Origin of the sequence: Streptomyces montanus (assembly GCF_005786655.1) — a bacterium.
In the GTDB taxonomy this organism is placed as follows: Bacteria; Actinomycetota; Actinomycetes; order Streptomycetales; family Streptomycetaceae; genus Streptomyces; species Streptomyces sporangiiformans.
Window position 1 is genome coordinate 21,817 of record NZ_VBZC01000084.1, and the last position, 12,673, is coordinate 34,489.

Annotated in this window: 6 protein-coding genes; 2 read left to right on the forward strand and 4 right to left on the reverse strand. The window is 69.1% G+C overall.

Annotated elements, in window-relative coordinates; translation table 11 throughout:
* Nucleotides 1-41: 41 nt before the first annotated feature.
* On the reverse strand, nt 42-677 hold the full coding sequence (locus FE633_RS42540; protein WP_425473308.1) for a TetR/AcrR family transcriptional regulator: 636 nt from the start codon (nt 675-677) through the stop codon (nt 42-44).
* A 182-nt stretch (nt 678-859) separates the two neighbouring features.
* Between FE633_RS42540 and FE633_RS42545 the strand changes: the two genes are divergently transcribed.
* Nucleotides 860-1,774, forward strand: a complete 915-nt coding sequence (locus tag FE633_RS42545) for an ABC transporter permease (RefSeq protein ID WP_138050531.1) — start codon at nt 860-862, stop codon at nt 1,772-1,774.
* A 25-nt stretch (nt 1,775-1,799) separates the two neighbouring features.
* Complete coding sequence (locus FE633_RS42550) at nt 1,800-2,627, forward strand: ABC transporter ATP-binding protein (RefSeq protein ID WP_425473311.1); 828 nt, start codon at nt 1,800-1,802, stop codon at nt 2,625-2,627.
* A 25-nt stretch (nt 2,628-2,652) separates the two neighbouring features.
* Here FE633_RS42550 and FE633_RS42555 read toward each other — a convergent pair whose 3' ends face one another.
* The 3 genes from FE633_RS42555 to FE633_RS42565 form a co-directional block, all read right to left on the reverse strand.
* On the reverse strand, nt 2,653-3,753 hold the full coding sequence (locus FE633_RS42555) for a glycosyltransferase (protein ID WP_138050532.1): 1,101 nt from the start codon (nt 3,751-3,753) through the stop codon (nt 2,653-2,655).
* Entirely contained in the window at nt 3,750-6,683 is a 2,934-nt protein-coding gene (locus FE633_RS42560; protein WP_425473309.1) for a bifunctional glycosyltransferase/CDP-glycerol:glycerophosphate glycerophosphotransferase, read from the reverse strand. Before FE633_RS42560 ends, FE633_RS42555 begins: the two co-directional genes overlap by 4 nt.
* A gap of 196 nt (nt 6,684-6,879) precedes the next feature.
* Nucleotides 6,880-11,814, reverse strand: a complete 4,935-nt coding sequence (locus FE633_RS42565; RefSeq protein WP_138050533.1) for an NAD-glutamate dehydrogenase — start codon at nt 11,812-11,814, stop codon at nt 6,880-6,882.
* Nucleotides 11,815-12,673: the final 859 nt, after the last annotated feature.

The window sequence follows — 12,673 nt, forward strand, 5'->3', positions numbered from 1 at the left end:
CATGACCTACCGCACGACCCGCCACACGGCCTTCACACGCCCTACAAGGCCTTGAGCGCCACCGCCGTGGCCCGCGCCAGGTTCTCCAGGTAGCCCTTGGGCAGCTTGGGACTGCGGATGACCACCGAGCGCCAGTACAGCGGGCCGGAGATGAGGTCGAGGGCCAGTTCGTCGTCGATGCCCAGGCGGACCTCACCACGCCTCTCGGCCGCCGCGACGATGCCGCTCGCGACACCCTCCTGCCCTTCCCGCAGGGCCTTCTGCAGGGCCTCGGCGATGTCCGGATTGCGGGCCGCCTCCGCCTGGAGGTCGGGGATGATCTGCGAGGCGACGGGGTGACGCAGGGCGCGGGCCGTGACCTCGTACAGCAGCCGCAGGTCGCCCTCCAGGGTGCCGGTGTCGGGCGCCGGCAGCCCCTGCACGGCTATCGCCGACACCAGGTCGAGCACCAGATGCAGCTTCGACCGCCACCGGCGATAGACCGCGGTCTTGCCGACGCCGGCGCGGCGCGCGATGCCCTCGATGGACATCCGCGCGTAGCCGACTGCCGCGAGCTCCTCGAAGACGGCCGCCCGGATGGCTTCCGTCACATCCTCCCGGAGCACTGCGGCCCCGGCGGGAGCCCTGCGGCGCGGCTGTTGCGACCCCTTCTGGGCCCCGTCGGCGTTCGTCGTCATGCGGAACAGCATAGGCCGTTACGACGAAACGGTTGCGTTCCGACGTCGAATCGGCCTACGCTCACGTTGCGACGATACGGTCCCGTCCCGACGTAAAGTCGAGCCCATCCCCAGGTAAAGCAAGGGTTCGCACATCCCCACCGCCCCGAACTCACCCCCACCCCCGAGCGAAAGCAGCGGATGTGAGCCAGGTTCTCGACACACCGCCTCAGGCGCCGGCCGCGCCCGAGGACGACCCCGCGGCGCTCGCCGCCCGCTACGGCCTGACGGTGAGCGGCGCCCGCCCGTCCCTGCCGGCGTACATCCGCCAGCTGTGGGCGCGGCGCCACTTCATCACGGCGTTCGCCACGGCCAAGCTCACCGCCCAGTACAGCCAGGCGAAGCTGGGCCAGGTCTGGCAGGTGGCGACCCCGCTGCTGAACGCCGCGGTGTACTACTTCATCTTCGGCGTCCTGATGGGCACCAGCCGGGGCGTGCCCGACTACATCCCGTTCCTGGTCACCGGCGTGTTCGTGTGGACGTTCACGCAGAGCTCGATCATGGCGGGCACGCGGGCGATCTCCGGCAGCCTCGGCCTCGTCCGCGCGCTGCACTTCCCGCGGGCCGCGCTGCCGGTGTCGTACGCCCTGCAACAGCTCCAGCAGCTGCTGTTCTCGATGGCCGCGCTGATCGTGATCCTGCTGTGCTTCGGCGTGCCGGTCGGCGCGTCCTGGCTCCTGACCATCCCCGCACTGGCACTTCAGTTCGTCTTCAACGCGGGCGTGGCGCTGGTCATGGCCCGGATGGGCGCGAAGACGCCGGACATCGCACAGCTGATGCCCTTCCTGCTGCGCACCTGGATGTATGTCTCGGGTGTCATGTGGAGCATCGACCGCGTGCTCGACAACCATCACCTGCCGCAGATCGTGCTGCTCGCGCTGGAGTGCAACCCGGCCGCGATCTACATCGACCTCATGCGGTTCGCGCTGATCGACACCTTCCACGCGAGCCAGCTGCCGCACCACGTCTGGGCGGTCGCGATCGGCTGGGCCCTGGTCGCCGGCGTCGGCGGCTTCATCTACTTCTGGAAGGCAGAGGAGACATACGGCCGTGGCTGACACCAGGAACGAACGCGTCCCCACCGTGACCGGCGATCGCATCCCCACCGTGACCGCCGATCGCGTCCCCACCATCGCCGAATGCGTCCCCACCGTGATCGCCGACCGCGTCGACATCGTCTACCGGGTCAACGGCACCGGCGCGGGCCGTGGCTCCGCGACCGCCGCCCTGAACCGCATCCTGCGCGGCAAGAAGGCCGAGCAGGCTTCGGGGGTCCGCAAGGTGCACGCCGTGAAGAGCGTCTCCTTCACCGCGTACAAGGGAGAGGCCATCGGCCTGATCGGCACGAACGGCTCGGGCAAGTCCACGCTGCTCAAGGCGGTCGCGGGCCTGCTGCCCGTGGAGAACGGCCGCATCTACACGAACGGCCAGCCCTCCCTGCTCGGCGTGAACGCGGCCCTGATGAACGACCTGACCGGCGAGCGCAACGTCTTCCTCGGCGGCCTCGCGATGGGCATGTCCCGCGAGCAGGTCCGCGAGCGTTACCAGGAGATCGTCGACTTCTCCGGCATCAACGAGAAGGGCGACTTCATCACGCTGCCCATGCGGACGTACTCCTCCGGCATGGCGGCCCGGCTCCGCTTCTCCATCGCCGCCGCCAAGGACCACGACGTGCTCATGATCGACGAGGCCCTGGCCACGGGCGATCGCTCCTTCCAGAAGCGCTCCGAGGCCCGGATCCGGGAGTTGCGCAAGCACGCCGGCACGGTCTTCCTCGTCAGCCACAACAACAAGTCCATCCGGGACACCTGTGAGCGGGTGCTGTGGCTCGAGCGGGGGGAGCTCCGCATGGACGGCAACACGGAGGACGTGCTGAAGGAGTACGAGAGGTTCACCGGCGGCAAGGGCTGAGCGCGGCAGGCAGCGGTGTCGGGGCTCAGCGCTCCAGGAACGTGAACAGGTCCTCCCACCTGCGCACGATCTCCTCTGTCGTGTACCGCTGAATGTTCACCCGTGCCGCCTTGCCCATCCGGTCCCGCAGTTCCTGGTCGGACATCAACGTGCTCAGTTTGCGGGCGAGTTCGCCGGTGTTGCCGAGGGCGGCGAGCAGGCCGTCCTCCTCGTCGCGGATGATCTCGTGGACGCCGGGGGCGCAGTCGAAGGCGGCGCAGGGCACGGCCATCGCCATCGCCTCCATCAGGGCGAGCGGGAAACCCTCGCCCCGCGAGGACTGCACGAAGACGGAGCCGCCGCGCAGCGCGCCCGGTACGTCGCCCGTACGGCCCATCCACTCGACTGAGTCGTCGAGTCCGAGCCCCGTGCACTGCTTGTGCAGCATCTCCTCGTCCTCGCCCGAGCCGTAGATCCGCAGCGTCCAGTCGCGGTGGCGCGGCGCGACCTCGGCCCAGGTGTCGAGGAGCATGTCGATGCCCTTCTGGTCGTGCAGCCGACCCATGCTGACGACCACCTTCTGGGTGCGCGGCGAAGGCACCTCGGGCATGAAGGGCAGCGGATTCGGCATGAACGAGGCGTTGTTGAGGCCCCGCCCGATCCACAGGTCGGCGTCCTCGCGGGTGAGCACGAGCATGCGGTCGACGTCCCGGTAGTGCTTGAGCACCCGCCGGAAACGTGAGGACGCCTTCGAGTACCGGAACGACTCGTGACTCATGCCGATGACGGTCAGGCCTCGTGTGTCGGCCAGTTCCACCCACTCCATCGCCCACACCTGCGTGACGATCACGACCGCGCCGGGTCCCGCCGCGCCGAACAGCGCCGTCAGCCTGGCCGCCTGCTCACGCATGCTCGCCGCACGGGCCCGACCGGGGCGGGGCGGTTGTCCGTCGTACAACGTCGTGGTGGGGTACGCGACTTCGCCCAGCTCCTGTGCCACCGCGGGCGGGGTGATCCCGACGACGTGCACGCGATGCCCGCGCTCGGTGAACAGCCGGGCCATCTGGTGCGACCAACTGGTCACCCCGCCCAGCTCGTCGACGCTGTTGGAGACGAAGAAGATGTCCCGCTGGGCGTATCCGGTCATGCGCGCCTCCACTGGGAGAAGAACTGGTCGACGATGCCCTGCGCGGCGTTCCCCTTGTCGTATTCGCCGAAGTCCGCGAGGAACCGCTCCCGCGCCGTCGCGTACTTGACCGCCTGCTCCTCCAGTGAGCCGAGTACGGCGTGCAGTTCGTCCTCGCGGCGCACGACGGGACCGGGGGCACGCTCCAGCAGGTCGAAATACGTCCCGCGCCCCTCGTACACGTACTCCTCGTAGTCGTAGGCGAAGAAGAACATCGGCCGGTCGAGAAGGGCGTAGTCGAACATCACCGACGAGTAGTCCGTGATCAGCCCGTCGGCGAGGGCGAGCAGCGGTGTCACGTCGTGGTGCGCGGACACGTCGATGACACGGCCCCGCACGGACGGCGGGAGCACCACGTGGTTGAGGTAGTGCGAGCGGATGAGGAGGACGTACCGGTCACCGAACGTGTCGGCGAAGCGCTCCACGTCGAAGGGCAATTCGAAGCGGCGCTGCCCCTGGTGCCGGAACGTGGGCGCGTACAGCAGGACCTTCTTGTTGTCCGGGATGCCCAGATCGGCCGCGAGCGAGGGGCGTTCGGAGGCCTGACGGGCCCGTACCAGGGCGTCGTTGCGGGGGTAGCCCACCCGCAGCAGTGTCTTCTCCTGGAGCCGGAAGGCGCGGGCGAGGGTGCGGACGTCGTGCTCGGAGCGGATCAGGAACCGGTCGAAGCGGTCGAGTGTGCGCTGCTGGGTCTCCCGCTGCCGACGGGACTTGAGTTTCCACTCCGGCTCGTCGAAACCCATCCGCTTGAGCGCCGAGCCGTGCCAGGTCTGGATGTACGTGGTCTCCGGCCGCTTGGTGAGCTTCAGCGGATAGCTCTGGTTGTCGACCCAGAACTCCGCCTGGGCCAGGGCCTTGAGGTAGGGCAGCGACCAGCGGCGTACCAGGGTGGCATCGGAGGGAAAGCCCGTGGGGCTGCCGGTGTACGACCACACCGCTTCGAACTCCAGCCCCTGGCGCCGCATCTCCTCGTAGATGGCCCTCGGGCTGTCGCTGTACTGCCGGCCCAGGTGGCTCTCGAAGACGACCAGGCCCTTCTTCACGGGCAGCCGGCTGAACGCCTCGTGATACAGCCGGATCTTGGTGTCGCCGGAGGTCAGCCGCTTGCGCAACGACTTCGCCTTCCGGTATCCGGACTTGGCGAGCCGGCCCGGCGCCCCGTGCACACCGCGTGCGACGAACGCGTCCACCTTCTCGCGGGAGACGAGCCGGAAGCAGAGATGGCCGCGCGAAGAGATCTCCGGCTCGATGCGGCCGGCGACCAGCCGGGTGAGCCGGGGGCGGACCGGCAACCGCCCGGCGGCCAGGCCCGGTTCGGATGCCGTGAGCCGGGTCGTGGTGCGTGCACCGTCGACGCCGAGACGGAGCCGTACGTCCCACACGGCGTCCACGATGCCGAGCGGCCGCAGCCCCTTGGTGAGGTCGGCCGAGGCCTCCCAGGCGATGGTCTCGCCCTCGTGCCGCAGGGTGGCCACGGGGAAGCGGAAGGTCTGGAAGCGCACGCCCTTGCGCCGGGCGCCGAACTCCAGCTCGCCGGTGAGTCGCGCGCCGGGCGGGATCACGCCCAGGGGGTTGGTGATGCGCCCGGCCAGCCGGACCGTGCCGGCCGACTCCGCGTAGTCGGTCAGGGCGTTGCGCAGGAACATCTTCTCGACCGGCTTGGTGTGGTAGCCCAGCTCGGTGACGTCCAGGACCTGCCGCGCGAAGCCGTCGCCTTCACCTTCGCCTTCGCCTTGGCCTTCACTTTCGCCTTGGCTTTCCCCGTCGTGTCCGTCGAGGTGCTCGGCGCACCAGTAGATCCGGCCGTCCCGCTCGACGAGCGGCGAGGAGATCTTGTCGCGGTTGGTGAGCGTGTCCACGGCCGGGAGAAGGTTGTCCCAGTCGCTCTCGCGCAGCAGATAGGCGCAGATGGCGTGGATGGGCTCCACCTCGTCGAAGGCGGCGCGGTCGATCGAGTCCAGGTAGTCCCGGGCGATCGAGGCGAACTCCTGCCGGTAGGAGGCGTCCCGGAACGGCAGATCACGCAGATGCAGCACCAGGTCGTGCTTGAGGAACTTGACGTCCTTGTGGAACTTCAGCGCCAGCAGCCCCTGCTCCGCGAGCAGTTGGTCGACCCGGCGGTGGATCTCCATCCGGTGCGCGAAGTTGGCGATCTCGTGGCGCCGGTTGCTGATCGACTTCGCGGCCGACCGCGTCGGCTTCTCCACGACGTTCCAGTCGTAGACGCGGTTGGGGATCAGCGTGATCCTGCGGGCGGCCACATACGCCTGCGCCGAGAAGAGCAGGTCCTCGTAGTGGATCCCGACCGGGAACCGAAGGCCCCGCTCCAGCAGGAACTCCCGACGGTAGCACTTGTTCGTCGACAGCGTGTCGAAGACCAGCAGATCGGGGAGCTCGGAGACGGACTCAAGGGTGCGGGTGCGCGGGTACAGCCAGGGGTACCACTTGACCTCCTTGCCGCCCCGCGAGTCCACGTGCACGCGCACGCACAGCCCGGAGACGAGGTCGGCGCCGGTGGTCTCGGCCGCCTCCAGCATGTTCCGGCAGGCGTTGCGCTCCAGTACGTCGTCGCTGTCGAGGAAGACGAGGTACGTGCCGCGTGCCTGCGCGATGCCGTGGTTGCGCGGGGCCCCGCACCCGCCGCTGTTCTCCGGCAGCTGGAAGGCCCGTACGCGACCGGGATGCTCGGCGGCCAGCCGCTCGGCCACCTCGTACGAACCGTCCGTGCTGCGGTCGTCCACGATCACGACCTCGACGTTCCGCAACGTCTGCCCCAGCACGGAGCGCACGGCCGTCGGCAGGCGGGACGCGTCGTTGTAGACGATCACGACGACCGATATGTCAGGCACGCCGACGGATATGCCGGGTGGCTGGCGCAGATCCATGTTCATCCCATTAACCCTAAATGCTACGGATCGACCCGCCTACGCGGCGTGGTCCGCTCGTGGGCCACATGGGTAGATGCGCGGGAAACAGCACGGGTTGCCTGAAGTGACCCGCTCCGCACCAGCCACGCAGAACGGGGGTGCCCCGGGCCTGATGGCCCGGGGCACCCCCGTCCGCGTACCGGCTACGAGTACGTACCGACTACGAGTGCGTACGCAGCATCGTCCGCATCGTGCGCATCGCCACCGACAGATTCGCCAGATCGAACGACTCCGAGCTCTGGATCTCCTCCAGGGTCGAGCGGGCCCGGCCCAGGATCGCCCCGTTCCGCTGCTCCCAGGCCTTGAAGCGCTGCTCCGGCGTGGCGACGCCGTTTCCGCAGGCGAGGACGTCGGCCGTCAGCGCCGCGTGCGCCGCGTACAGGTCCTCGCGGATGGAGGCGCGGGCCATCGACTGCCAGCGGTCGGCGCGCGGCAGCTCGATGATGCGGTCCATGAGCTGGGTGATCCGCAGCCGGTCGGCGAGGTCGTAGTAGACCTCGGCGACATCCATCGGGTTCTTGCGCGTGCGGTCGGCCACCGCGACGATGTCGAGCGCCGGGAAGACCGCGGAGAACCCTGCGACGCGCTGGGCGAGCTCGTCCGGGACGCCGGCGACCGACAGCTCGTCGTAGATCCGCTGGTACCACTCCAGGTCCGCGCCGCGCACCAGCTTGGGCAGCTCGGCCCAGACCTGCCCCACCCCCTCGCTGAAGAAGCCGATGGTCTCGGCGAGCTGGAGGGGCTGCGGCCGGTTGTTGAGCAGCCAGCGCGTGCCGCGCTCGACGAGGCGGCGCGAGTGCAGCCGGATGCGGGTCTGGACGGCCGCGTCGACCGTGTTGTCGAGCGCCTCGACGGCGTCCCACACCTCGCCCAGGCCGAAGATCGCACGGGCCGCGGTCTGCGCCCGGACGATCTCCTCCAGCGAGGCACCGGTCTCCTCGCGCAGACGGTGCAGGTAGCTCGTACCGCCGGTGTTCACGGTGTCGTTGACCAGCACGGTCGTGACGATCTCGCGGCGCAGCGCGTGTGCCTCGATCTGCTCACGGAACTTCTCGCGCAGCGCCGTCGGGAAGTACGCGTACAGCAGGCTCTGCAGATACGGATCGTCGGGCAGGTCGCTGCCGAGCAGCTCGCCGGCGACCGTGATCTTCGTGTAGGCGAGGAGGACAGCCGTCTCCGGCTGGGTCAGACCGTGCCCCGTGTTGAGGCGCTCGCGGATCTGCCGCTCGGTGGGCATGAACTCCAGGGCCCGGTCGAGGAGTCCCTCACGCACCAGGTGGCGCAGGTAGCGGTGCTGGGCGTGGAGCATGCTCGGGGACTGGGCGAGCGCGTTGGCGAGTGCCACGTTCTGCGCGTAGTTGTTGCGCAGGACGAGTTGGCCGACCTCGTCGGTCATCTCGGCGAGCAGCTTGTTGCGCTGCTTGACGGTCATGTCGCCGTCCGAGACGACCGCGTTGAGCAGGATCTTGATGTTCACCTCGTGGTCGGAGGTGTCCACGCCCGCGCTGTTGTCGATGGCGTCGGTGTTGACCTTGCCGCCGGCTTGCGCGAACTCGATCCGGCCGAGCTGGGTCAGGCCCAGGTTGCCGCCCTCGCCGACGACCTTGACCCTGAGGTCGGCGCCGTCCACGCGGATCGCGTCGTTCGCCTTGTCGCCGACGTCCGCGTGCGTTTCCGTCGTGGCCTTCACATACGTACCGATGCCGCCGTTCCACAGCAGGTCGACCGGCGCCTTGAGGATGGCCTTCATCAGGTCGGCCGGGGTCATCTTGGCCGGGCCGGACTCGAGGCCGAGGGCCTGGCGGATGTGGCTGTTGATCGGGACGGCCTTGGCGGAGCGGGGGAAGATCCCGCCGCCCTGCGACAGCAGCGACTTGTCGTAGTCGGCCCAGGACGAGCGCGGCAGCTCGAACAGGCGGCGCCGCTCGGCGTACGAGGTGGCCGCGTCCGGGTTCGGGTCGATGAAGATGTGCCGGTGGTCGAAGGCGGCGACCAGACGGATGTGCTCGGACAGCAGCATGCCGTTGCCGAACACGTCACCGGACATGTCGCCGACGCCGACGACGGTGAAGTCCTCGGTCTGGGTGTTGACGCCCAGCTCCCGGAAGTGCCGCTGCACGGACTCCCAGGCACCCCGGGCGGTGATGCCCATGGCCTTGTGGTCGTAGCCCGCGCTGCCGCCGGAGGCGAAGGCGTCTCCGAGCCAGAAGTTGTACGACTCGGCGACCTCGTTCGCGATGTCCGAGAACGTGGCGGTGCCCTTGTCGGCGGCGACGACGAGGTAGGTGTCGTCATCGTCGTGCCGTACGACGTCGGCGGGCGGCACGATCTGACCGGCCACCATGTTGTCGGTGATGTCGAGCAGCGCCGAGATGAAGGTCTTGTAGCTCCTGATGCCCTCGGCCAGCCAGGCGTCGCGGTCCACGGCCGGGTCCGGCAGCTGCTTGGCGACGAAGCCGCCCTTCGCGCCGACGGGCACGATGACGGTGTTCTTCACCATCTGCGCCTTGACGAGACCCAGGATCTCGGTCCGGAAGTCCTCCCGCCGGTCGGACCAGCGCAGACCGCCGCGGGCGACCTTCCCGAACCGCAGATGCACGCCCTCGACGCGCGGCGAGTACACCCAGATCTCGTACGCCGGACGCGGCGCCGGAAGGTCCGGGATCGCCGTCGGGTCGAACTTCATGGAGACGTACTCGTGCTGCTGGCCGCCCGCCGCCTCCTGGAAGAAGTTCGTCCGCAGGGTCGCCTTGATGACCGTGAGGAAGGACCGCAGGATCCGGTCCTCGTCGAGGGACGCGACCTGGTCGAGGGCGGCGTCCAGCTCCTCAAGGAGGGCGTCGGTCAATTCCGTACCCGCCCGCTGGCGGTCCGGCGACATCCGCGCCTCGAAGAGGGAGACGAGCAGCCGGGTGGTGTGGACGTTGTGGCGGAGGGTGTCCTCCATGTAGTCCTGGCTGAAGGTCGAACCGGCCTGGCGCAGGTACTTGGCGTACGCGCGCAGCACCATCGCCTGCCGCCAGCTCAGACCGGCGCTCAGGACCAGGGAGTTGAAGCCGTCGTTCTCGGCCTGCCCGGTCCAGGTCGCCGCGAAGGCGTCCTGGAAGCGCTCGCGGGCGTCGTCGGCGAGATGGTCGCCGTTGCCGCCCTTCGGTGCGGGCACACGCAGGCCGAAGTCGTAGATCCACGCGGGCGTACGGTCCGCGCAGCGCAGCTCGTACGGGCGTTCGTCGGTGACCTCGACACCGAGCCGGTTGAGGACCGGCAGGACGGCGGAGAGGGAGACCGGCGCACCGACGCGGTAGATCTTGAAGCGGCGCTCGCCGGGCGCGGCACCCACCGGCTCGTACAGGCTGAGCGCGAAGTCCTTGCCGTCGCCGAGCTGCTCCAGGTGGATCAGGTCGGCGACCGCGGTGCGCGGGTTGTGGTCGGCCTTGTATCCCTCCGGGATGGCGTGGCCGTACCGGCGCAGCAGCTCGGCCGCGCGCTCCTCGCCGCACTCGGCGTTCAGCGCCTCGCCGAAGCCATCGGCCCAGGAGCGGGCGGCCTCGACGAGCCGCGCCTCGATGCGCTCCTTGTCGGTGTCGGACAGGTGCGGCAGTTCGGTGCCCTGCGGGACACGGACCACGAAGTGCAGCCGGGAAAGGATCGACTCGGTGTTCCAGGCGGTGAAGTCGACGCTGGTGCCGCCGAGTTCCTCCTTGAGGATGTCGATGATCCTCAGGCGTACGGCGGTGGTGTAGCGGTCGCGCGGGAGGTAGACGAGGGCGGAGTAGTAGCGCCCGTACTCGTCCTGCCGCAGGTAGAGCCGCAGCCGCCGCCGCTCCTGCAGGTAGAGGACGGAGGTGACGATGGAGCGCAGCTCGTCGACCGGCGTCTGGAACAGCTCGTCGCGGGGGTACGTCTCCAGGATCTGCAGCAGATCGCGCCCGTCGTGGCTGTTGGGCGAGAAGCCGGCGCCCTTCAGCACCTCTTCCACCTTGCGGCGGATGACGGGGACACGGCGCACGGACTCGGTGTACGCGGCCGACGAGAACAGCCCGAGGAAGCGCCGCTCACCCACGACGTTTCCTTCGGCGTCGAACTTCTTGACGCCCACGTAGTCGAGGTAGGACGGCCGGTGCACCGTGGCACGGCTGTTCGCCTTCGTCAGGACGAGGAGCTTGTGCTCGCGGGCCTTGGCGCGGGCATCGGCGGGCAGCCGTTCGAAGGAGGGGCTGACCGGGTGGCTCTCCTCACTGCTGTGGTGCGGATCCGAGCGCAGTATGCCCAGCCCGGTCCCGGGCACGGCGGCGAGGGAGTCGTCCTCCCTCAGCTGGTACTCGCGGTAGCCGAGGAAGGTGAAGTGGTCGTCGGCCAGCCAGCGCAGCAGCTCGCGTGCCTCCTCGATCTCCTGATCGCGCAGGTCGTCGGCCGTGGGCTCGGCCGGCAGATCATCGGCGATCCGGAGCGCGGCGTCGCGCATCTTCTCCCAGTCCTCGACGGCCTCGCGGGCGTCGGAGAGCACCCGCAGCAGATCGGCCGTGATCTCCTTCAGATCGGCGCGGTCGGTCTCGCGGTCGAACTCAACGTGGATCCAGGACTCGACGTGGGCGTCATGGGGAAGATCGCCGGCGGCCGGCCGGCTGGGCAGCACCTCGATGAGCTTGCCGGTGACATCGCGTCGTACGACGAACTGGGGGTGGATGACGACATGAATGCCGCGCCCCTGCCGGGACAGCTCATTGGTGACCGAGTCGACGAGGAAGGGCATGTCGTCCGTGACCACCTCGACGACGGAGTGGCTGCAGGTCCAGCCGTTCTCCTCGACGGTCGGGGTGTGAACCCGGACGTTGGCCGTGCCCTGGGGGCGATTCTCGGCCAGTCGGTAGTGGGAGAAGGCGGCTCCGAAGACATCGACCGGGTCACGGCCGGAGAGGTCCTCCGGGGCGGTGTGCAGGTAGTAGCGCTGGAGGAACGTGAGCACCGTGTCCCGGTCGGGAGCGCCCTCGCCCGTCGTCCCGGTCGGTAGGTGCCCCCCGACCGGGCTGTTCTCAGCTACCCGGGCGGCCCGTTCGAGCAGCTCGGCCTTGGCTTCGTCCAGCTTGGTCTGCATTGTCCTCTGGCTCCTGTCGCGCGCCGTTGCGTGACGTCGAAAAACATGAAGTGACGTAGCGCCGCGACGCGGGGTGTCCGGTTTGCTTCGACGCTATGCCGTGATGAGAGATGTGCGGGGCCTTATCAGCCATCTTCAGCACCTCCGGAGACTGTGACGCTGCTCTCGGTGCCCCGTGCTGCCCGCGAAGACCAGCGACCGCCCGGCGACGGATGTCCTCCGTGCGGTCCGGGCGCAAAGCAGGGGCATGAACGCCCCCGCGACGTATCGCGCTGATCACGTGACAAGGCTATCGCTCCCGGCGGGCCCCTCGTCATGAGCCGTATGTGTACAAAGATGGGCCGCGATTTTGACACTTTGAACAATGCGTGCGCGCCTCCGGCTGGGGTTGGGTACCTCGCCGGGGGCTGCGCCCCCAGGCTCCCGGGGGTTCGTTTTCGGCCGCGGGCTGTCCGTGGCTGATCGCGCAGTTCCCCGCGCCCCTGATCCGGGGGCTGCGCCCCCAGGCCCCCGGTTCGTCTTTCGACTGCGGACCGTCCGTGGCTGATCGCGCAGTTCCCCGCGCCCCTGGCTGGGGGGCTGCGCCCCCCAGGCCCCCGGTTCGCATTTCGGCTGCGGGCCGGTCCTGGCTGATCGCGCAGTTCCCCGCGCCCCTGAAGGGCGCGTCCCACTCGCCCTCAGTCACCCAGCTGCCCCTGGAGGGGCGCACCCCCACACTCCTGCGGTCGCCCACGCACAGGAGGGGGCGTGTGCCGGTGCGTCATCGGCCGTCGCTTACAGCCTGTCTCAGGAAACCCGTGCCTACTTACCAGGCCACGGTCGTATGCCCCCGCGGCGACGGGCGGACGCACCGGCACAC

Excerpts from the sequence above, each read along its gene's own strand:
- FE633_RS42560 (WP_425473309.1), bottom strand. The coding sequence starts at position 6,683 with ATGAACATGGATCTGCGCCAGCCACCCGGCATATCCGTCGGCGTGCCT.
- FE633_RS42565 (WP_138050533.1), bottom strand. The coding sequence starts at position 11,814 with ATGCAGACCAAGCTGGACGAAGCCAAGGCCGAGCTGCTCGAACGGGCC.
- FE633_RS42540 (WP_425473308.1), bottom strand. The coding sequence starts at position 677 with ATGACGACGAACGCCGACGGGGCCCAGAAGGGGTCGCAACAGCCGCGC.
- FE633_RS42555 (WP_138050532.1), bottom strand. The coding sequence starts at position 3,753 with ATGACCGGATACGCCCAGCGGGACATCTTCTTCGTCTCCAACAGCGTC.